The organism is Parablautia muri, assembly GCF_009917485.1.
In the GTDB taxonomy this organism is placed as follows: Bacteria; Bacillota; Clostridia; order Lachnospirales; family Lachnospiraceae; genus Suilimivivens; species Suilimivivens muri.
The window spans coordinates 19,134-39,435 of record NZ_QZDT01000020.1 but is presented as its reverse complement, the minus strand read 5'-3'; the positions used below and the strand labels follow the sequence as shown (position 1 = coordinate 39,435).

At 42.9% G+C, this 20,302-nt stretch carries 22 protein-coding genes; 21 read left to right on the top strand and 1 reads right to left on the bottom strand.

Features of this window, described 5'->3' with window-relative positions:
* Positions 1-49 precede the first annotated feature (49 nt).
* The 15 genes from flhA (at position 50) to D5281_RS12875 (ending at position 13,432) form a co-directional block, all read left to right on the top strand.
* Complete coding sequence (gene flhA, locus D5281_RS12945) at positions 50-2,083, top strand: flagellar biosynthesis protein FlhA (RefSeq protein WP_277935350.1); 2,034 nt, start codon at positions 50-52, stop codon at positions 2,081-2,083.
* Complete coding sequence (gene flhF, locus D5281_RS12940) at positions 2,080-3,312, top strand: flagellar biosynthesis protein FlhF (RefSeq protein WP_160560568.1); 1,233 nt, start codon at positions 2,080-2,082, stop codon at positions 3,310-3,312. The genes flhA and flhF overlap by 4 nt, the downstream gene beginning before the upstream one ends.
* A gap of 32 nt (positions 3,313-3,344) precedes the next feature.
* Entirely contained in the window at positions 3,345-4,229 is an 885-nt protein-coding gene (locus tag D5281_RS12935) for a MinD/ParA family protein (RefSeq protein WP_160560567.1), read from the top strand.
* Positions 4,230-4,243: 14 nt separating this feature from the next.
* A complete protein-coding gene (locus D5281_RS12930; protein WP_160560566.1) occupies positions 4,244-4,966 on the top strand; it encodes a flagellar brake protein in 723 nt (240 codons plus the stop codon).
* A gap of 131 nt (positions 4,967-5,097) precedes the next feature.
* Complete coding sequence (locus D5281_RS12925; protein WP_160560565.1) at positions 5,098-5,706, top strand: CheB methylesterase domain-containing protein; 609 nt, start codon at positions 5,098-5,100, stop codon at positions 5,704-5,706.
* Entirely contained in the window at positions 5,707-7,788 is a 2,082-nt protein-coding gene (locus tag D5281_RS12920) for a chemotaxis protein CheA (RefSeq protein ID WP_160560564.1), read from the top strand. It abuts the gene before it with no gap.
* Between the two features lie 16 nt (positions 7,789-7,804).
* Positions 7,805-8,284 carry a chemotaxis protein CheW gene (locus D5281_RS12915; protein ID WP_160560563.1) on the top strand — a complete coding sequence of 160 codons (480 nt, stop codon included), beginning with the start codon at positions 7,805-7,807 and terminating at the stop codon, positions 8,282-8,284.
* Between the two features lie 49 nt (positions 8,285-8,333).
* Complete coding sequence (locus D5281_RS12910) at positions 8,334-8,969, top strand: chemotaxis protein CheC (RefSeq protein WP_160560562.1); 636 nt, start codon at positions 8,334-8,336, stop codon at positions 8,967-8,969.
* A gap of 32 nt (positions 8,970-9,001) precedes the next feature.
* Positions 9,002-9,487 (top strand): chemotaxis protein CheD, encoded by a 486-nt coding sequence (locus D5281_RS12905; protein ID WP_160560561.1) that lies wholly within the window; start codon positions 9,002-9,004, stop codon positions 9,485-9,487.
* A gap of 154 nt (positions 9,488-9,641) precedes the next feature.
* Positions 9,642-9,947, top strand: a complete 306-nt coding sequence (locus tag D5281_RS12900; protein ID WP_160560560.1) for a hypothetical protein — start codon at positions 9,642-9,644, stop codon at positions 9,945-9,947.
* A 25-nt stretch (positions 9,948-9,972) separates the two neighbouring features.
* On the top strand, positions 9,973-10,737 hold the full coding sequence (locus tag D5281_RS12895; RefSeq protein ID WP_160560559.1) for a FliA/WhiG family RNA polymerase sigma factor: 765 nt from the start codon (positions 9,973-9,975) through the stop codon (positions 10,735-10,737).
* A 55-nt stretch (positions 10,738-10,792) separates the two neighbouring features.
* Positions 10,793-11,110, top strand: a complete 318-nt coding sequence (locus D5281_RS12890; protein WP_160560558.1) for a hypothetical protein — start codon at positions 10,793-10,795, stop codon at positions 11,108-11,110.
* Positions 11,111-11,148: 38 nt separating this feature from the next.
* Positions 11,149-12,117, top strand: coding sequence for a DUF6115 domain-containing protein (locus D5281_RS12885; protein WP_160560557.1), 969 nt, complete (start codon positions 11,149-11,151; stop codon positions 12,115-12,117).
* A 15-nt stretch (positions 12,118-12,132) separates the two neighbouring features.
* Positions 12,133-12,918 carry a hypothetical protein gene (locus D5281_RS12880; RefSeq protein WP_160560556.1) on the top strand — a complete coding sequence of 262 codons (786 nt, stop codon included), beginning with the start codon at positions 12,133-12,135 and terminating at the stop codon, positions 12,916-12,918.
* 193 nt (positions 12,919-13,111) lie between these two features.
* On the top strand, positions 13,112-13,432 hold the full coding sequence (locus D5281_RS12875) for an SCP2 sterol-binding domain-containing protein (protein ID WP_160560555.1): 321 nt from the start codon (positions 13,112-13,114) through the stop codon (positions 13,430-13,432).
* Positions 13,433-13,606: 174 nt separating this feature from the next.
* Here the strand turns inward: D5281_RS12875 and asnA are convergent, their stop codons facing one another.
* Positions 13,607-14,617 carry an aspartate--ammonia ligase gene (asnA, locus tag D5281_RS12870; RefSeq protein WP_160560615.1) on the bottom strand — a complete coding sequence of 337 codons (1,011 nt, stop codon included), beginning with the start codon at positions 14,615-14,617 and terminating at the stop codon, positions 13,607-13,609.
* A gap of 344 nt (positions 14,618-14,961) precedes the next feature.
* Here asnA and rpsB point away from each other — a divergent pair, with 344 nt between their 5' ends.
* The 6 genes from rpsB (at position 14,962) to frr (ending at position 20,295) form a co-directional block, all read left to right on the top strand.
* Positions 14,962-15,741, top strand: a complete 780-nt coding sequence (rpsB, locus tag D5281_RS12865) for a 30S ribosomal protein S2 (RefSeq protein WP_160560554.1) — start codon at positions 14,962-14,964, stop codon at positions 15,739-15,741.
* Between the two features lie 74 nt (positions 15,742-15,815).
* Entirely contained in the window at positions 15,816-16,766 is a 951-nt protein-coding gene (tsf, locus tag D5281_RS12860; protein ID WP_408637277.1) for a translation elongation factor Ts, read from the top strand.
* 367 nt (positions 16,767-17,133) lie between these two features.
* Positions 17,134-18,060, top strand: a complete 927-nt coding sequence (locus D5281_RS12855; RefSeq protein WP_160560552.1) for a polysaccharide deacetylase family protein — start codon at positions 17,134-17,136, stop codon at positions 18,058-18,060.
* Positions 18,061-18,087: 27 nt separating this feature from the next.
* Positions 18,088-18,942, top strand: coding sequence for a polymer-forming cytoskeletal protein (locus D5281_RS12850; protein ID WP_160560551.1), 855 nt, complete (start codon positions 18,088-18,090; stop codon positions 18,940-18,942).
* Positions 18,943-18,975: 33 nt separating this feature from the next.
* Positions 18,976-19,671, top strand: coding sequence for a UMP kinase (gene pyrH / locus D5281_RS12845; RefSeq protein WP_160560550.1), 696 nt, complete (start codon positions 18,976-18,978; stop codon positions 19,669-19,671).
* A 72-nt stretch (positions 19,672-19,743) separates the two neighbouring features.
* Positions 19,744-20,295: a ribosome recycling factor gene (gene frr, locus D5281_RS12840; RefSeq protein ID WP_160560549.1), complete on the top strand. Its 552-nt coding sequence runs from the start codon at positions 19,744-19,746 to the stop codon at positions 20,293-20,295.
* Positions 20,296-20,302: the final 7 nt, after the last annotated feature.

Here is a 20,302-nt window from a genome sequence, read left to right as displayed (position 1 = left end):
TAAAAAGTAATACAAAAGTAATCTAAAAATGAAAGAAAGGGGAATGGACATGAAAAAGGCGGATATTGGCGTTGCGGCATATGTGCTTTCGGCATTTATTATGTTTATTGTGCCTATTCCAAATTGGCTTTTGGATATACTGCTGGCCTGCAATATTTCAATTGCGTTTACCATTCTCTTTGGTACTATGTTCACTAAGGAAGTTCTGGATATGTCTTTTTATCCTACCATGCTTTTATTTACCACCATATTCAGAATTGCCCTTAATGTTTCTTCTACCAGACTGATTCTTACCACCGGCGATCCGGGGCAGGTGGTTGCTACCTTTGGTAATTATGTAGGCGCCGGGAATCTGGTGGTCGGCAGTATTGTTTTTATTATCTTAATTCTAATTCAGTTCATGGTAATCAATAAAGGTTCTGAAAGAGTAGCCGAGGTTACAGCCAGATTTACATTGGACGCTATGCCTGGTAAGCAGATGGCCATTGACGCAGATTTAAATACCGGTGCCATTTCAGATGCGGAGGCAAAAGTACGAAGAGATAAGATTCAGGCGGAATCAAGTTTCTTTGGTTCCATGGATGGTGCCGTTAAGTATGTAAAGGGAGATGCTACGGCTGGTCTTGTTATAACCTTTGTAAACGTCATTGGCGGAATTGCAATGGGTATGATTTACCAGAATATGGAGGTTGCGGAGGCAGTCGAAAAATATGTTATCCTCACCATAGGTGATGGACTTGTGAGCCAGATTCCTTCTCTTCTTATTTCTTTATCCACTGGTATTTTGGTAACGAAAGGTTCAAAGGATGCGGATTTCGGTACGGTGCTGGTAAGTCAGCTTTTTGGAATCCCCAAGGCTCTTTATTTGGTGGGAGCCGTAATTGCCGGGCTGGGAATCGTAACGCCTTTGCCGGATCTTGTCTTCCTGACCCTTGGCCTTATTTTCATTGTAACGGGAAGGATGGTGGCAAACACTCTTGAGACTGCCGAGATTGAAGGGGAGATAAATGCGGATGAAATTGCAGCCGAGGAGATCAGACAGCCAGAGAATGTCAATAGCCTGCTGCAGGTGGATCCCATCGAGCTTGAATTTGGTTATGGAATTATTCCCCTTGCGGATGTAAACCAGGGCGGCGACCTTTTAGACCGTGTGGTAATGATCAGAAGACAGATTGCTCTTGAACTTGGTACGGTGGTTCCCATTATCAGGCTTCGTGATAATATTCAATTAAATCCGAATCAATATATTATTAAAATAAAAGGAATACAGGTCAGCGAGGGAGAAATCCTTTTCGACCACTACATGGCCATGAATCCAGGATATGTGGAGGAGGAGATTACAGGTATTCCCACTTTTGAACCGTCCTTCCATTTACCGGCTATCTGGATAACGGAAGGCCAGAGGGAGCGTGCGGAGAGCATGGGCTATACGGTAGTAGATCCGCCTTCCATTATCGCTACTCATTTGACGGAGATTATCAGGCAACATATTTCCGAGTTACTTACAAGGCAGGATGTACAGAACCTGACCGACAACCTGAAGGAAACCAATCCGTCTTTGGTGGAAGAACTTATACCCAAGCTCTTAGGACTTGGCGAGATACAAAAGGTGCTGCAGAATCTTTTGAAGGAAGGTATTTCCATAAGAGATTTGCTTACCATATTTGAAACATTAGCAGACTATGCCGCCACCTCAAGGGATACGGATATTTTGACAGAATATGTAAGACAGAGCCTTAAGCGAGCCATATCAACGAAGTTTTTCCCGGCGGGGGAAACAACCAGTGTGGTAACCTTAGACCCTAAGCTGGAACAGGAGGTTATGGCAAGTGTGAAACAGACGGAGACAGGTGCGTATCTTACACTTGATCCGGAAAAAACCAGGGCAATTATGAAATCCGTAGGGGATGAAATTGCAAAGCTGGAAAATTTGGGAAAGAGTCCTATTGTTATAACTTCCCCAATCGTGCGTATGTATTTTAAGAGATTGACAGAAGATTATTATAAAGATTTAATCGTGGTTTCATATAATGAGATAGATAGTAATATTGAATTACAATCTGTAGGAATGGTGACGGCATGATAATAAAAAAATTTCAGGGAAAAACAGAAGCACAAGCAGTAGAAAGTGCAAAAAAAGAACTGGGCAACGGCGTGGTAATCATGAATGTCCGGAATGTAAAAAATAGTGGGATTTTAAGTTTCCTAAAGCCCCAGGTGGTGGAGGTTACCGTGGCGCTTGAGGATGAACCAATGAACATGATTGCTCCTAAAAAGGTGGAAGTAAAGCCACAGCCGTTGGTTCAGGATATTGCTGCTAAGGTAGAAAAGGCGCCGGTTGCGCCTAAAGAGGAAGACAAGGCACAGGAAGAAGCGCAAAATAAGGAGACGGATCCTCAGGCAGAGAATAAGAAGCTGGAGGAAAAAATAAATACGCTGCATACTTTATTAGAGCAGCAGCTTCAAAAACCGGAGGATACAAAGGATGAGTCTGAGGAGCGTGAGGAGACGGAAGTAGACCGCTTTATGAAACTGCTGTATTACACAATGCTTGAAAATGAAGTGAATGAGCAGTATGCGAATCAGATTGTGGATGAAATCAAGAAGATAAATAAGCCGAATATGCCTTTTAATTATGCGCTTGCTAATACTTATCAGAAAATGATACTTAAGTTTGGCAAACCTATGGAGATAACACCTGCGGAAAAGGGACCTAAGGTTATTTTCTTTGTAGGACCTACGGGTGTTGGAAAGACCACTACAATTGCAAAAATTGCCTCTAAATTCAGCGTGGAAGGGGATAAGAAGGTGGCGCTTCTGACAGCGGACACGTATCGAATTGCAGCAGCGGAACAGCTTCGCACTTATGCAAATATTATGGAGGTTCCTTTCAGGGTAATTTATTCTACGGAGGAAATAGAGCAGGCTCTGCGTGATTTCAGAGATTATGATTTTATTATGGTGGATACTGCGGGACATTCTCCCCAGAATGAAGGACAGAAGGAGACTATGATCGGTTTTATCCATTCGGTGGACGGACTGGCGCAAAAGGATGTTTTTCTTGTGCTAAGCGCAACTACAAAATATAAGGATTTGATCAGCATTGCAGACAGCTATAGCGCGATGACGGATTATAATCTTATTTTTACGAAGTTAGATGAAACAAGTACTTTGGGAAGTTTACTCAATATAAGGCTCCATACTGGAGCACCGTTATCCTATGTGACTTATGGGCAGAATGTGCCTGAGGACATAGAGGTATTTAATCCACAAAAAACAGTAAAGCAGCTATTAGGCGGCAAGAAGAACTGATAGTGATAAACCACGGATAAGTGAGGAAGAGAATGGATCAGGCCGAACAATTAAGAAATATTATAAAAGCAGGCGCCATTGGCCATAACAAACCTCTTGCAAGAGTTATTACGGTTACAAGTGGCAAAGGGGGCGTGGGGAAGTCCAGCGTGGCGATTAATCTGGCGATACAATTCAGGAAATTAGGACAGAGGGTTGTTATACTGGATGCAGATTTTGGCCTTGCTAACATTGAAATTATGTTTGGGGCAGTGCCAAAATATAACCTGAGTGATTTGATATACAAAGGAAAAACGATCAGAGATATTATTACATGGGGGCCTATGGAGGTTGGGTTTATATCAGGAGGATCGGGAATTACGGGGCTTTCTAATTTAAATAAAGATTATTTGACATATATCATCAATAATCTTTCCGAACTGGATGCAATTGCGGATATTATTATAGTAGATACGGCAGCGGGAATTTCAGATACGGTTTTGGAATTTTTGGTGGCCAGCGAGGAGATTGTATTGATTACAACAACGGAGCCCACCTCCATTGCCGATTCCTATTCCCTTTTAAAGGCTCTTAACAGGCATCCAAAGTTTTCCAAGGAGAAAACCTTGGTCAAGATAATCGCCAACAAGGTAAATGCAGTGAAAGAAGGAGATGCGCTTTTTGAGAAGTTAAATGCCGTGGTGGGAAGCTATTTGAAAATTCCCATTACATATCTTGGGGGGATTCCCAGAGACAGCCAGCTGCCTAAGGCGGTGATGTACCAGATGCCGGTATCTTTAAAGTCGCCGGCAGCGAAATCAGTAGCGGCCTTTGAGAGAATTACTGTAAGTATAATGGAGCCGGAAACAGACCAGATTGTTCCTAAAAGGGGAGTGGCAGCTTTCTTTTCACGTATATTATCAGGTAAAATTGTTTAGCAGGAGGTAGGGATATGCTATTAAAGTATGTGGAACCGGGAAACAAAATCGAAATGCAGGCAGTGGAGCGGGCCCAGGATTTGGATGAATTTGAGAATGTAAAGACATACCAGACCCTGGTTTTAGACGTTCTTTCAGAAGACAGGCTGGAGATTGCAATGCCTATGGAGAAGATGAAGCTTATTTTGCTGCCGGTGAATACGGAATATGATTTGTGCTTTTATACATCATCAGGGCTGTATCAGTGTCTGGCAAATGTAATAGACAGATATAAATCAGGCGGACAGTATATTCTGCTGATGGAGCTTACTACCAATTTGAGAAGGCACCAAAGAAGGGAATATTACAGGTTAAGCTGCGCTTTAGATATGGATGTACGATTCATGGAAAAATCAGAAATTGTGGCGATTGAAGGAAATCGTGATTATGTGGCGATGGGACTTCCCGTAAAGCATGGTATGATTGTAGATATCAGCGGTGGTGGCGTACGTTTTGTGTCGGATAACATTTATGAACAGGATAGTCTTATTTATTGTAAGTATATGTTGTCCGTGGATGGAGAGGAGAAGGAATTTATGCTGGCAGCGAAGGTGCTCAGAGTCAAAGAGCTTGAGGATAAACCTGGCATGTATGAGCATCGGGCCCAGTATATTAACATTAATATGGAAGAACGTGAAGAAATTATTCGTTACATCTTTGAAGAAGAAAGAAAGATCAGAAAGCGGAAAAAAGTTTAAAGGATGATTACTTTACACCCATGTGAAGATAAAAATGTGCTATAATTTACGTGTTGGAAGTATAGTAACAGTCCAGGTGGGTTTTTGTACCTGAATTGCTGCTGGATGTTTAAGTTAGAAAAGGATTTATTATGATAACAAAGGCAGATGAAATCAGAGCCGGTAGAAAAATTGTTGCAATTGCCAGTTCAACCGGAGGACCTAAGGCATTGCAGGGTTTGATTCCGCTGCTGCCAGCCAATTTGAATGCGCCTGTTTTGATTGTACAGCATATGCCGGCAGGCTTTACCGAAGCTCTTGCGGCCAGACTTAATACCTTAAGCCCGATAGCGGTAAAAGAAGCGGCGGAGGGGGATGTGATTAAGCAGGGACAGGTCTATTTAGCCCGTGGCGGAAGGCATATGAAAGCGGTAAGAAGCGGGACGAGGCATGTAATACGCTATTCGGATGAACCGCCCAGAGAAGGGGTACGTCCCTGTGCGAATTACATGTATGAGTCTTTAGCTACATGCAGCTATGATGAGATTGTATGTGCGGTTCTTACCGGTATGGGAGCAGATGGCACAGTTGGGATCAGAAATTTAAAGGAAAAGAAAAAAGTAACGGTATTTGCCCAAAGTGAGGAAAGTTCCACCGTATATGGTATGCCAAAGAGCATTGTAGTGTCCGGGCTTTCCGGTAAGGGAATATCACTTGAGAGAATTGCACAGGAAATTATAAGGAACGTGGGGGTAATTTAGATGGATGTAAATCAATATCTGGAAATTTTTCTTGATGAAACAAAGGAACACCTTGAAAGCCTGAATACCCAGATACTTAATCTGGAGCAGGAACCGGAGGATTCGGATACAATTAATGAAATTTTCCGTGCAGCCCATTCCTTAAAGGGTATGGCGGGCACTATGGGTTATAAGAGAATGCAGAATTTAACTCATGACATGGAAAATGTATTTTCAGAAATCAGAAACGGAACCATGAAGGTTAATTCTAATCTGATTGACACCTTGTTCCAATGTCTGGACGCTCTTGAAGAATATACCAACAATATTCAGGAAACTGCTGACGAAGGAACCAACGAGAATCAGCAGCTTATTAACCAGCTGAATGAGTATCTAAAAGCCAGCAAGGAGGGCGGAGAAGTATCGGCGCCTTCAGAAGAAGTAAAAGAAAATGGCAAAGAAACCTCTGAGGAAAATAAGGCGGAAGAAGCATGGAAGGATATCAAATTAGGAGAATCCGAACGGGTGGTTTTGGAGGCCGCTAAGTCTCAGGGCAAAGGGATCTTTGGCATCAGCGTGTTCGTGGAGGAAAGTTGTCTTCTGAAAGCAGCCAGAGCTTTCCAGGTGTATAAGGAAATTGAGGAGAAAGCTGAGATCATTGTCTGCAATCCTCCTGTACAGGATATTGAGGATGAAAAGTTTGATTTAAGCTTCAGTCTCATTGTGGTTTCTGATTATGAGCTGGAGGGAGTAATAAAAGAAGCAAAAAATGTTTCTGAAATAGAAAAGATAGTTATTGTACCTTATGAGGTTGCTGAGACTGCCGAGGCACCGGAGACGAAAGAGGGAACGGCTGCCGTGGCTGTCAAGGAAGAAACCAAACCGGCCGCGCCTGCGAAACCCCAGCAGGGAGCGTCTGCTAAGGCAAACGATAAAAAGCCAGCAGGTAAGCCTGTGGCAAACAGAACGGTTCGTGTGGATATTGAAAAGCTTGATGTACTTATGAATCTGGTCAGCGAGCTGATTATTGCCAAGAATTCTATGGTGGCTGACTCCAGGGCGGAGGGCGGAACAGGCTTTAGAGAACATATTGAGTATCTGGAGAGTGTAACCACAAACCTTCATGAATCTGTTATGAAGGTCAGGATGGTTCCTATTGAGAGTGTTGTAAGTAAGTTCCCCAGGATGATTCGTGACCTGTCCAAGAAATTAAATAAGAAGATGGAGCTGTATATGTCCGGTGAGGAAACAGAGCTTGACAGAACAGTGGTAGATGAAATTGGCGATCCCTTAATGCACCTTCTGCGTAATGCCGCTGACCATGGGCTTGAGTCCAATGAGCTGCGTATTAAGAGAGGTAAGCCGGAAGTGGGTTCCATTTTCCTGAATGCTTATCAGGACGGTAATAATGTTGTGATAGAGGTTAAGGACGATGGGAACGGAATTGATGTAGAAAGCGTTAAGAATAAGGCGATTGAACGTGGCGTTATTACGCCTGACCAGGCAGCGACCATGAGTGAGAAGGATATTATCAACCTTCTTTTCCATGCAGGTTTTTCAACTGCCAAGACCATATCGGACGTATCAGGCAGGGGTGTAGGACTTGACGTAGTTAAGTCTAAGATCGAATCCTTAAGCGGTGAGGTAGAGGTAAAATCCAGCCTGGAGGAAGGAAGTACCTGGACAATCAGGCTTCCGTTGACGCTTGCAATTATTCAGGCTTTAATGGTTACGGTTGGAGGGGAAAAATATGCGGTCTCCCTTGGCAGCATTCAGACCATTGAGGATATCAGCCCAGATGATGTAAAGCTTGTAGAGAACAGAGAAGTGATTAATTTAAGAGGCAGTGTAATCCCTATTATCAGATTAAGTGATGAGTTGGATATAGAAAGCAGTAAGGCGCCGGATGAAAATATTATGGTAGTTATTGTCAAGAAGGGCGAGAGACTGGCAGGCCTGGTAGTGGATGAGCTGATAGGACAACAGGAGATCGTCATTAAATCGCTTGGCAAGTACATCAGTAAGTGCAGGATCATCAGCGGTGCAACTATATTAGGAGATGGTGAAGTGGCACTTATTTTGGATGCTAACGCATTGATATAAGACAGGGGGAAGAAGAATGGATGAACTGAAAGTTTCTGGTCTGGACGGAGCTGATGTAAAGGCAGGGTATGATACGCAGCAATATATCGTGATAAAGCTTGGACATGAGCAGTATGGTATTGATATTAAATTTATTGATAATATTGTGCGTATGCAGCATATTACCAGAGTACCCAAGGTAGCCGATTATCTGAAGGGAGTCATAAACTTGCGCGGTGAGGTTATACCGGTTATGAGTCTTCGGCTTAAGATGAATCTGGCGGCAGATGAGTTTACCAAGGCTACCAGAATCATTATATTGAAACTGGAGCAGCATGGTACCATTGGCGTTATTGTGGATGAAGTGAGAGAGGTTGTTACCTTGAGTCCCAGCCAGATTGAAAGAGCTTCCTATGATGGGAAAGAGGACAAAACAAGTTTTATTATGGGTATTGGTAAGCATGAGAATGAGCTGATATCCCTTCTGGATCTGAATGCCGTAGCTCTGGAAAAATGAATGGATGAACAGCAAGGGAAGAAGTTATAGTTAGTGTATAGGAGGGACCATGAAGGACCTTAATATGGAACAATTATCCAATCAATATTTTGATGTTTTGAAGGAATTAGGCAATATTGGAGCCGGAAATGCCACTACGGCGCTGGCACAATTAATCAACTGTAAAGTGGATATGTCCGTACCACAGGTTAAGCTGCTGGATTTTCAGGACTTGGGCGATGCTGTAGGTGGTGATGAACAGATTATGGTTGGCATATATCTTCAGGTTACGGGAGATATAGAGGGCAGCATGATGTTTATTCTCCCCCAGAGTGCTGCAGCTCATTTGGTAAATAAACTAATGTGCGGAATGCTTGGTATTGATGAGGAAGTGCAGGAGGAATATCAGTTTGGAGAGATGGAGTGCTCTGCAATCAAGGAAGTAGGGAATATTATAACCGGCGCATATTTAAATGCATTATCCAGTCTTACAAGCTTGAAGATAACCCCATCCATACCGCAGCTTGGTATTGATATGGCAGGAGCGCTGCTCAGCGTTCCTGCGGTTGAATTTGGTATTTTAGGGGATAAAATTTTGTTTATTGAGACGAAATTTTCAGATGATATTGAATTAGATGGTTACTTTATTATGATTCCGGATATGGAGTCCTACGGAAAGATTTTAAAATCACTTGGTGTAATGTAGGCTCAGCGGAAAAGGCGGGAGACGGTAAGAACATGGGTGTTATTATAAAAGTGGGAATGGCGGATTTAAAGACATGTAAAGGAGAGGATGGAGTAACTACATTGGGGTTAGGTTCCTGCGTGGGAATTGCAATCAGAGATCCTATGACCGGCGTTGGCGGCCTGGCTCATATTATGTTACCCGATAGCACAGAAATTAGAAATAATACAAACAGACCTAAATTTGCAGATACCGGAATAGAAGATTTGGTAAATGAGATTGTACGTTTAGGAGGAAGTCGAAACAGACTTGTAGCCAAAATAGCTGGCGGTGCACAAATGTTTGCCTTTGGCGGAAAAAATGATAATATACGTGTAGGGCAGCGCAACGTTCTTGCCAGCAAAAAAAAACTTAGCGCAATGAAAATTCCAATTCTTGCGGAGGATACAGGAAAAACATACGGTAGAACAGTGGTTTTTTATCCTAAAACAGGAGACTTCCATATACGTTCCGTGGGTATGCCGGAGAAGATAATTTGATAAATAAATTTTTCAAAGGCAGATTTCTGCTTGACGTAAAGCGTGCTTTTGGGTATACATTACATATTGCACATATATTATATATATAATGCATACACAAGGCATCTTTTGCGTATATACGATGGATGGAATATTAGGAGCATGGAAGATTTTTATGAAAAAAGACAAATTATTTGCACCATTTTTAATGCTTCTTGCAGGGGCGGTTGTCAGCTTAATGATGTATTTTTTTCATTACAGCAGTAAGGAAATGCTGCCAGTTCTTTTGATTGTTCTTGTAGTTTTTTATATAGCCGGAAGTTTTATACAAATGAAAGTAAATTCTTTTGTCCGGCAAATCAATGAGGAAATAGCCGCTAAGGAAGCAGAGGAAGCCGAAAAGGCAGAAGAAGTGCCGGAAATGGGAGAGGCAGGGGAAGAAACAGAAAGTGCCGGGGCTCAAGAGGACGGAGAGACATAATTGACTTTAGGTGATGGAGGTAGCAATGGACGAAGCGGGAAGAAATAAGCTTTGGGAGAGTTATGAAAAAACGAAATCGCCTGAAATCAGGGAGAAGCTTATATTAGAATATGCACCGCTTGTAAAGCTGGTGGCAGGGCGCCTTAGTATGTATTTAGGATATAATGTGGAATACGATGACCTTGTAAGCTATGGTATTTTTGGGCTGATTGATGCAATTGATAAGTTTGACAGTATGAAGGCCGTAAAATTTGAAACCTATGCCAGCTTGCGTATCCGTGGAGCAATTCTTGACCAGATCAGGAAGATGGACTGGATTCCAAGAACCATCAGGCAAAAGCAAAAGAAAATAGATGCGGCGGTAAAGGAGATTGAAGCTGCTACAGGGCGGACAGCCACAGATGAGGAAATTGCCCAAAATCTTGGTATCTCGGAGAATGATTATACGTCCTGGCAGTCTCAGATGAAGATTACCGGAGTAGTTTCCTTAAATGAGTTTATGGAATCCGGTGCGGAGATACCGGCGGAGCAGACTCAGCAGCGCCGTTTTGACAGTCCGGAAGAAGTTATAGAAAAAGAGGAATTAAAGAAAGTACTGAATAAGGCGTTAGAGCTTTTGACGGAAAAGGAAAAAAAGGTTATTTTACTTTATTATTATGAGGATCTTACGCTGAAAGAAATCAGTAATGTGTTAGAGGTATCCGAATCAAGGATATCTCAGCTTCATACCAGGGCGCTTCAGAAAATGAAAACGAAAATGGGCAACTATATGGGAATATTCTCAGCATAAGTTACCTTTTGGGTGCAGAAGGAATAAAAATCTGCCGGAAAGGGTATGGTATTTTATGACAATTAGTCGCGTGGAGCTTCAGGGACAGGTAACGAGAGCACAGGATTTTACTACGATCAAACATAATGAAGATAATAAAGTAACGGTGGATCAGAACAACTTTCAACAGCAGTTTGGTCGTACCGTGGAAAACAGAGTACGTCAGGTACGCCAAGGCGACCATGCGGAAAGACAGGAAAAACGCTTTGACGCAAAGGATGAAGGCAATGGGAAATATGCTGGGGATGGCGGACGAAAGCGTAAGCGGGAAGAAAAAGAAATAGATGGAAAAGTGCTTTTGAAAAGTCAAAGAGGCATTGATATCAAAATCTGAAAAGCATTTGCGGGCTTTTGGGAGCATGGGAGATTAGTATGGGAGTAATGGAAATAGTTCTTATTTTGCTTGGGGTTGTTATTTTTATAGTCAGTTTTTTGATTCCGGCAGGAAAAAAAGAGGATGTGCAGTATGATGCAGGCTTAAGCGAGGATGCCGTTAGAGAGATGGTGGAAAAGGAAGCCGGAAATGTAAAGTCCACGGTAAGCGATATGGTGGATGAGACGATTACCTATGCTATTGAAAAGTCAGAGCGTGCCATGGAGCGTCTTACCAATGAAAAAATAATGGCGGTCAATGAGTATTCTGATACGGTACTTGAGGAAATCAATAAAAATCATAAAGAAGTAGTATTTCTGTATGATATGTTAAATGATAAGCATGATACTTTGATGGCAACAGTCAGTGAAGCAATGAAAAAAGAAAGTGAAGTCAGACAGACATTGACGGATGCTGAGGTGACAGCTAAGGAGGCAGAGGCTAAAGCGAAAGAGATACAGGGCGCTTTGGATAAGGCAGTTGATAATACAAAGAAGGCGATAGAAGCGGCGGCATCTCTGGATAAAGTCACTTTCGAGTCAGCACCTAAGATGGCAGCGGAACCTGTGCAGGTGGAGAAAGAACAGGATACGGATGAATTTAAGCCAATCAGCGCAGAGAAATTGGAAGTAATTCATCAGCCACCGGAGGAAAAAGCAGAGGAAAAAGAGGTGGCTAAGACATCCGGAAGAGGCAGAAGAAAGTCTAAGGTTTCAAAAGCGGCACTTAAGGATATCTTGCCGGAAGGCGTACTTGCAAAGGAGGAAACAGCCCCGGCCTTAGAGACTGAAGCGACCGCGGCGCCCGAGGTGGCCTCAAAGGAAAGTGAAAACCCGGACGCAAGGAATAGCAATGAGAAAATATTAGAGCTACACAAAGCGGGCAAGTCTAATATGACAATAGCAAAGGAGCTTGGTCTTGGTGTAGGAGAAGTCAAGCTTGTAATTGATTTATATGAAGGAAATTAAGGAACGCTGGTAAATATGATGAATTTAAAATATTATCTGAGAGGCCTTGGGATAGGCATTGTTGTGACGGCGTTAATTATGGAGATCGCGGTCGGAGGCAGGAAACAGGTTCTCAGCGATGAGGAAATTATGGAGAGGGCAAGAGAGCTGGGCATGGTTGAGGAGAGTACTGTGCTGGCAGATACGGTTGCAGGACAGTCCGCGAATGCGGCCAGCGGACCAGATGCGGAGGCAAAGGCGAAGGAGCCGGAAAAATCTGAAATACCTACGCCGCTTGAAAAGACACCGCAGCCGGAAGATGGTGCAAAGAAAACACCTTCAGGGGAAGATGAGGCAGCATCCCCGGCAGCCATTACAGAAAAAACAGCAGTACCTTCAGCGGAAAAAACACCTGTGCCTTCAGCAGAAAAGATAACCGAGCCAGAGGCTACTTTGGCACCAAGAGAAGAAGATGAGCCTGACAACCTGCCTGTATCAACGATGACTCCTGATATTGACAGGGAGGATATACAGACAGAATCGCCGGCTACAACGCCGGAGGAAACGCCCATACCTGCAGAGACATCCCCGATGGCTGAAGCGGCGGCTTCACAGACCGGCAGTATTCAAATCAATAGCGGTGAGGGTTCTTATACTGTGAGCGTTAAGCTGCAGGAAGCAGGTTTGATAAGTTCGGCATCGGAGTTTGACAGATATTTGTTTCAGAATGGATATGATAGGAAAATTCGCACAGGAGTTTTTGAGATACCGTCAGGAGCGGATTTAGAAAGCATAGCGAAAATTATTACAAGAGCGGAGTAAAGAGAGCTGTTATCCCTTGGGGTAGCAGCTTTTATACCATAAGCTGACTTGCGAAGCATAGCAGCATGAATTGCTCATAAACGTGGTTTTTGACAGTGAATCTTGTGGAAACAGGCTTGACCATCGGTCGGGGAAATGTTATAGTTAATGTATCATAAATTCGACTGTTGGTCGATAGAATAGGAGGCGGCTTATGAACTTTGAAGAACTTTTTACAATGGTAAAAGAAAAATTTACGCAGTTAGATATGAGCGGCATGAAAGAGCACCTGGCGTATCAATTTAATATTGAGGGAGATGCGGAAGGTACCTTTTATGTGGAAGCAAAGGACGGTAAGCTGTATGTGGAGCCTTATGAGTACCATGACAGAGATGCGTTATTTACCTGTAAAGCAGAAACACTGCAGAGAATAGCAGAAGGGCATTTGGATCCCATAAAGGCAGTAAGCCTGAAAATGCTTAAAGTAGAGGGAGATATCGGGAAGGCATTAAAATTTAAGGATTTGTTAAAGTAACACCAGAGCGTTTTTTCAACCTAAGATAAATGTAACAAATGCTGTCACGCTCTGCGAGTCAGCTTATTGTAAAAAGAATGGAAATTGCAGGCAGCTTGATAGATGCCTGTCAATTTCCTTTTTTTGGATTGATGGACAGTCTGCTGCCCTGGTACCATGGCAGCTTGCTGCCTATTATAAAATGGAGACTCCTTTTTTGGTGAGTTCTTCCATTGCGGATGCAGGCCAGAGGGAAGATTGAACTTCACCAATGTGGGCTTTGCGCAGGAAAAACATGCAAATTCTGGATTGGCCAATACCACCCCCGATTGTGAAAGGCAGTTCGTTATTCAGGATAGCTTTCTGGAAGGGCAGATGAGCCCGCTCTACGCAGCCTGCTTTTTGCAACTGGCTCTGTAAGGAAACAGCGTCCACACGGATTCCCATAGAGGAAAGCTCTAAGGCAATATCCAGTACGGGATAATAAACCAAAATGTCGGCATTTAATGCCCAATCGTCATAGTCTGGGGCACGGCCGTCATGAGGGATGCCGGATGCAAGCAAATCGCCAATCTGCATAAGGCAGACGGCGCCTTTTTCTTTGGTGATGTGATATTCCCGTTCTTTGGGAGAACAATCAGGGTAGAGGTCTTCCAGCGCCTGGGTGGTGATGAAAAATATTTCTTCCGGTAATAGTTCTTTTATGTAGTCGTAGCGGATGGACATATACTTTTCTGTTTTCCGCAGAACCTTATATACATTCCGCACCGTATCCTTAAGGGTATCCATACAGCGCTGCTCTCCGGATATGATTTTTTCCCAGTCCCACTGGTCTACGTAGATAGAATGTATATTGTCGGTTTCTTCGTCCCGGCGGATGGCGCTCATGTCAGTGTACAGACCCTCGCCCATCTGAAAACCATATTTTTTCAGCGCGTAGCGTTTCCATTTTGCAAGGGAATGAACAATCTCCGCTTGTGCATCGCCCTGCTCTTTAATACCAAAGGAAACGGGGCGTTCCACACCGTTTAGATTGTCATTTAATCCGGAAGAAGGGTCCACGAACAAAGGCGCTGATACCCGCAAAAGATTTAATCGTTCCGACAGAAGATTCTGGAAAAAATCTTTTACCGTTTTGATTGCAATCTGGGTTTCGTGAAGATTTAATGCTGATTGATAGTCATCGGGAATGATACATTGCTTCATAGATCTCAATCCTTTCATTTTTACGTTTCTTTACAGTTTTTTATTCCCGCGGGCAACGAGCCAAGCAGACGTGCCTGCACGGATATTTGGCGGCTGCCGCGGCCAATACTTATTATAATAAATATGCATTTTTTCGCAAGTTTAAATATAAAAATAATGGGAGATTTACATGAAAAATTTCTTGCAGGCCGATAATCTTTATGTTATAATTTCTTGACATGACAATAAAACACGCATATTGATTGAATGTTGGTGCTTTTTTGAACGCTGTGTGAACGGCATAGCGAAAGGGTCTGCAGGAGAGAAGAAAATATGCGGAAGAAAAACCAAATGGAGGTAGAACAATGAGTGTTATTTCAATGAAGCAGTTGTTAGAGGCAGGTGTTCATTTTGGACATCAGACAAGAAGATGGAACCCTAAGATGGCTCCTTACATCTTCACAGAGAGAAATGGTATCCACATTATCGATTTGCAGAAATCTGTGGGGAAGGTTGATGAGGCTTACAGGGCAGTGTTCGAAATCGCTTCACAGGGCGGAACAATCCTGTTTGTTGGAACAAAGAAGCAGGCGCAGGATGCTGTTAAGGCGGAGGCAGAGCGCTGTGGTATGTATTATGTGAATGAGAGATGGTTAGGTGGTATGATGACCAACTTTAAGACCATCCAGAGTAGAATTGAGCGTTTAAGGGCAATTGAGACTATGGCAGAAGACGGTACTTTTGATGTTCTTCCGAAGAAAGAGGTTATCGCCCTTAAGAAGGAATGGGAAAAGCTTGAGAAGAACTTAGGCGGTATCAAGAATATGAGCAGGATTCCAGATGCTGTTTTTGTGGTAGACCCTAAGAAGGAAAGAATCTGCGTGCAGGAAGCACATGCACTGGGCATTACTTTGATTGGTATTGGTGATACCAACTGTGATCCGGAGGAACTGGATTATATTATTCCTGGTAATGATGATGCAATCCGTGCCGTTAAGCTGATTGCGTCTAAGATGGCGGATGCTGTAATTGAGGCAAATCAGGGTGAGGAGAATGTAGAGGATCAGATGGAAGAAGCGGCAGCGGCTGAAGAAGCATCGGAACCTAAGGATATTGAGGAAATTGTAGCAGCAGATGCGGAATAAATAGTTTGGCGCTTATGCAGAGATATGGTTACTTAAAATTGATGTGGCATTGATAGTTAAGAGAGCGCCTGGAAATGGAGGAAAAAATGGCTAATATTACAGCGGCTATGGTGAAAGAATTAAGAGAGATGACCGGGGCAGGCATGATGGACTGCAAGAAAGCCCTTGGAGAAACAGACGGAGATATGGATGCTGCGGTTGAGTTCCTTAGAAAGAACGGACAGGCAAAGGCGGAAAAGAAGGCTGGCAGAATTGCTGCGGAAGGACTTTGCAAGGTAGCCCTTAAGGACGATAAGACAGCGGCAGTGGTAGAGGTTAACTCTGAAACAGACTTTGTAGCGAAGAATGAAGAATTCCAGACTTTTGTAGATGCGGTTGCAAAGCAGGCAGTTGAATCTGATGCGGCTGACATGGATGCATTCATGGCGGAGAGCTGGAATCTTGACGCATCCAAAACGGTAAAAGATGCACTTGTTGAGAAGATTGCAAAGATCGGCGAGAATTTAAATATCAGAAGATTTGAGAAGGTAACTGCTGAAAATGGCTGTGTTGTGTCTTATGTACATGGTGGCGGAAGAATTGGCGTTATCGTTGAGGCGGATACGGATGTAGTAAACGATGCGGTTAAAGAAGCTTTGACAAACCTTGCTATGCAGGTTGCTGCATTGTCTCCTAAATATGTGTCCACAGCAGAGGTTTCGGAAGAATATAAGGCTCATGAAAAAGAAATTCTGTTAGCGCAGATTGCCAATGACCCTAAGATGGCAGGCAAGCCGGAGAAGGTGATTGAGGGTGCTGTGACAGGACGTCTTAATAAGGAGCTGAAAGAGGTTTGTCTGTTAGAGCAGGTATATGTAAAGGCTGAGGACGGCAAACAAACTGTTGCACAGTATGTGGCGCAGGTTGCAAAAGAAAACAGTGCGAACCTTTCTATCAAGAAATTTGTTCGCTTTGAAACCGGTGAAGGCTTGGAGAAAAAGGTGGATGATTTCGCAGCAGAGGTTGCAGCTCAGGCAGGTATGTAGTGAGAGAATCATGTATCTGACAGCTGGTGGTGAGAAGCTGGCAGGTTTTAAAATCGGGATTCCTTATGTGGAACCCCGATTTTTATGTAGGTAAAAAAAGTGATAGAAAAAGTAAAAAAATCCACAAAAAATGTAGATTGTAAATCCATAATTTAGTATAATGGGTTAAAGTAGGATAAACGTAGCGGTATTTTGTCTTTTTTCAGGACTCCTTAATGGGAAAAGGATGAGTTTCTGCAACAGCTCAGCTTGTTTGAACTGTTATGGATTGCTGCTTACGAGGTGAACAGTAATTAATTTAACTCTTTCACATAAAAGTATATTGTGTTACAATATGTGCAAGTGTTTTACAAGGAGTTAAGGGCTTATGACGGGAGGATATGATCGGCGTAAAAGGATTCGGCGGCTCAAAAAGATCATATTAGGGACGATTGCGGCGGCAATTATAATTCCGGTTATAGTGAGTATTTTACTTGGGGTGCGTGTTGTTTCTCTTGAAAGCAGGGTGAAAGAATTAGAGGCTATGCTTCTGACAGAAAAGGAGAAAAGCGCCGGGGCAGATGTATTTACTTCATCTGGCATTGAGGAATCAGCCCGCAATAAGGAAGAAGATGTGCAGCAGGATACGGAAGACTTACAGGCGGATACTGACGGTATTGTAAAAGAAGTGTACCTGACTTTTGATGATGGGCCAAGTGCAAATACGGATAAAATTTTGGATGTTTTAAAGGAATATGATGTGCACGCCACTTTTTTTGTGGTAGGGAAGACGGATGAACATTCTACTCGCATGTATCAGAGAATTGTGGACGAGGGCCATACCTTGGCGATGCATTCTTACAGTCACAAATATGATGAAATTTATGAGAGCAAGGAAAGCTTTGTGGAGGATTTGACGAAGCTGCAGGAATATCTATATCAGATTACAGGCATCTGGCCCAGATACTATCGTTTCCCGGGGGGCAGTTCTAATACGGTAAGTAACGTAGAAATGCAGGAGCTGATTGCATATTTGAATGAAAATGGAATAACCTATTTTGATTGGAATATTTCCTCAGGAGATGCGGTCAGAGAGGACTTAAGCGTAGATGCCTTTGTAGATAATTGTGTTAATAAGTTAGATAGCGTGAATATAGGTATGATTTTAATGCATGATGCCAAAGATAAGGTAACAACGGTGGAAGCGCTCCCGGAGGTAATAAAGGTAATTCAGGAGCGGGGAGATACTGTCATTTTACCAATTACGGATGAAACGAAGCCAGTTCAGCATGTTTTATCAACTAACATAAATTAAGCAAGATAAGAATGGAGGATTTTAAAGATGGGTTTTTTCTCAGATTTAAAGGATGATTTATCTCAGGCAGTAAACGAACTCTTGCCGGAAGAAGGCGCTGAAGAAGTAGTGGAAGAAACTGTCAAGGAGGAAACAACAACGGAGGAAAAGGTTGCGGATGAAGCGGAAGATGTATCGGATGCATCACCGAGCGTGCTGGAAAATACAAATACAATATCTTATATGTCCAGAAATGAACCAAAATACACACCAGAGAGCGTTGCATCGGTTACGGTGAATGATTTTGCCGCAGATTTAAGTCAGATGCTTGAAAATGTAGAGGATGTAAAAGTGCCCGAAGATCCGGAACCGGTTTACGAGCCGCCCGTAGTAGAAAAGAAGGAGCCAGTTACAATGATAGATAATTCTTCCAAAAAGCCTACTGATGAAACTTCCATACTTACGGAGTCCATGATTATCAACGGAAATATAGCAACGGAAGGCGCCCTTGAAGTGAGAGGAAGCATTGTAGGAAATGTAGAAGCTTTAGGCAAGTTAAACATTACCGGTATTATACAGGGAAATTCTCAGGCAGCGGAAATTTTTGCAGACGGTGCAAGAGTAACCGGAGAGCTTAGAAGCCAGGGAAGCATTAAGGTGGGACAGAGCACAGTTATTCTTGGCAATATTTATGCAAACAGCGCTGTGATTGCAGGGGCTGTAAAGGGTGACATTGATGTAAGAGGGCCGGTTATTTTAGATGCATCAGCAATCGTTATGGGGGATATTAAGTCTAAATCAGTACAGATTAACAATGGTGCTGTAATTGAAGGTATGTGTTCACAGTGCTATGCTGAAGTTAATCCTTCATCCTTCTTTGAAGAATTGAAAAAAATAAAATAGATTTGCAGATGATTGGAGGCCTGAGGGATTCTTATGCAGAGAATTTTACTGAAATTAAGTGGTGAGGCGTTGGCAGGAGATAAGAAAACCGGATTTGATGAGGATACGGTGCGCGGTGTTGCTTTGCAGGTGAAGCAGCTTTTGGATGATGATATCCAGGTAGGAGTAGTCACAGGTGGAGGAAATTTCTGGCGGGGGAGAACGAGTGAAGCCATTGACAGAGTGAAGGCTGACCAGATTGGTATGCTTGCAACGGTCATGAACTGTATTTATGTGTCTGAAATTTTTCGCAGTGTGGGTATGAAGACTGCAATTCTTACACCTTTTGCGTGCGGATCTTTTACAAAGCTTTTTTCAAAGGATAGAGCCAATCAATATTTTGAAAAAGGTATGGTGGTTTTCTTTGCAGGAGGAACAGGGCATCCTTATTTCTCTACTGATACGGGAGTAGTGCTTCGGGCGGTAGAAGTAGAGGCTGATGTGATTTTGCTTGCGAAGTCAATTGACGGTGTCTATGACAGTGATCCGAAGATGAATCCGGCAGCGCAGAAGTATGACGAGCTCAGTATAGATGATGTGATTGCGGCTAACCTTCAGGTGGTAGATATGACAGCGTCCATATTGGCTAGGGAAAATAAGATGCCCATGTGGGTATTTGGCCTAAATGAAGCGGACAGCATTGTGAACACTGTCAGGGGGAAATTCAGCGGAACGAAAATAACCGTGTGATAAAAACTTAACGTATCTAAGCGGATAAATGTTTCTGGGTGGAAACGGCTATATAATGAAAGGGCTTATAAAATGGATGAGAGATTAGAAATTTATAATAATAAAATGAAAAAAACGTATGAGCATCTGGATGGAGATTATCAGGGAATCAGAGCAGGGCGTGCCAATCCCCATGTACTTGACAAGCTTCGGGTGGATTATTATGGAACGCCTACACCGATTCAGCAGGTGGGAAATGTCACGGTTCCTGACGCTAGAATGATTCAGATTGCCCCATGGGAAAAATCTTTGATTAAGGCAATCGAGAAAGCGATTATGGCATCTGATATTGGCATAACACCTTCCAATGACGGATCGGTTATAAGACTTACATTTCCTGAGCTTACTGAGGAGCGCAGAAAAGATTTGGTAAAGGATGTTAAAAAGAAGGCAGAGGAAAGCAAGGTTGCCATCCGCAATATCAGAAGAGATGGAAATGATGCGTTCAAAAAGTTAGCGAAGGCAGAGGTATCGGAAGATGAAATTAAGGAGCTTACGGATGAACTGCAAAAGCTGACAGATAAATATATTAAGGATGTTGATAAGCTAATGGAGGAAAAATCAAAGGAAATCCTTACGGTATAGGATAGGG

What these genes read in the sequence shown, in the direction of transcription:
- pyrH (WP_160560550.1), top strand. Translation starts at nt 18,976, where the DNA reads ATGCAGAGAATTTTACTGAAATTAAGTGGTGAGGCGTTGGCAGGAGAT.
- D5281_RS12925 (WP_160560565.1), top strand. Translation starts at nt 5,098, where the DNA reads ATGATAACAAAGGCAGATGAAATCAGAGCCGGTAGAAAAATTGTTGCA.
- flhF (WP_160560568.1), top strand. Translation starts at nt 2,080, where the DNA reads ATGATAATAAAAAAATTTCAGGGAAAAACAGAAGCACAAGCAGTAGAA.
- D5281_RS12905 (WP_160560561.1), top strand. Translation starts at nt 9,002, where the DNA reads ATGGGTGTTATTATAAAAGTGGGAATGGCGGATTTAAAGACATGTAAA.
- D5281_RS12880 (WP_160560556.1), top strand. Translation starts at nt 12,133, where the DNA reads ATGATGAATTTAAAATATTATCTGAGAGGCCTTGGGATAGGCATTGTT.
- D5281_RS12875 (WP_160560555.1), top strand. Translation starts at nt 13,112, where the DNA reads ATGAACTTTGAAGAACTTTTTACAATGGTAAAAGAAAAATTTACGCAG.
- frr (WP_160560549.1), top strand. Translation starts at nt 19,744, where the DNA reads ATGGATGAGAGATTAGAAATTTATAATAATAAAATGAAAAAAACGTAT.
- D5281_RS12930 (WP_160560566.1), top strand. Translation starts at nt 4,244, where the DNA reads ATGCTATTAAAGTATGTGGAACCGGGAAACAAAATCGAAATGCAGGCA.
- D5281_RS12855 (WP_160560552.1), top strand. Translation starts at nt 17,134, where the DNA reads ATGACGGGAGGATATGATCGGCGTAAAAGGATTCGGCGGCTCAAAAAG.
- flhA (WP_277935350.1), top strand. Translation starts at nt 50, where the DNA reads ATGAAAAAGGCGGATATTGGCGTTGCGGCATATGTGCTTTCGGCATTT.
- D5281_RS12850 (WP_160560551.1), top strand. Translation starts at nt 18,088, where the DNA reads ATGGGTTTTTTCTCAGATTTAAAGGATGATTTATCTCAGGCAGTAAAC.
- D5281_RS12920 (WP_160560564.1), top strand. Translation starts at nt 5,707, where the DNA reads ATGGATGTAAATCAATATCTGGAAATTTTTCTTGATGAAACAAAGGAA.
- D5281_RS12900 (WP_160560560.1), top strand. Translation starts at nt 9,642, where the DNA reads ATGAAAAAAGACAAATTATTTGCACCATTTTTAATGCTTCTTGCAGGG.
- D5281_RS12915 (WP_160560563.1), top strand. Translation starts at nt 7,805, where the DNA reads ATGGATGAACTGAAAGTTTCTGGTCTGGACGGAGCTGATGTAAAGGCA.
- tsf (WP_408637277.1), top strand. Translation starts at nt 15,816, where the DNA reads ATGGAGGAAAAAATGGCTAATATTACAGCGGCTATGGTGAAAGAATTA.
- D5281_RS12890 (WP_160560558.1), top strand. Translation starts at nt 10,793, where the DNA reads ATGACAATTAGTCGCGTGGAGCTTCAGGGACAGGTAACGAGAGCACAG.
- D5281_RS12910 (WP_160560562.1), top strand. Translation starts at nt 8,334, where the DNA reads ATGAAGGACCTTAATATGGAACAATTATCCAATCAATATTTTGATGTT.
- asnA (WP_160560615.1), bottom strand. Translation starts at nt 14,617, where the DNA reads ATGAAGCAATGTATCATTCCCGATGACTATCAATCAGCATTAAATCTT.
- D5281_RS12895 (WP_160560559.1), top strand. Translation starts at nt 9,973, where the DNA reads ATGGACGAAGCGGGAAGAAATAAGCTTTGGGAGAGTTATGAAAAAACG.
- D5281_RS12885 (WP_160560557.1), top strand. Translation starts at nt 11,149, where the DNA reads ATGGGAGTAATGGAAATAGTTCTTATTTTGCTTGGGGTTGTTATTTTT.
- rpsB (WP_160560554.1), top strand. Translation starts at nt 14,962, where the DNA reads ATGAGTGTTATTTCAATGAAGCAGTTGTTAGAGGCAGGTGTTCATTTT.
- D5281_RS12935 (WP_160560567.1), top strand. Translation starts at nt 3,345, where the DNA reads ATGGATCAGGCCGAACAATTAAGAAATATTATAAAAGCAGGCGCCATT.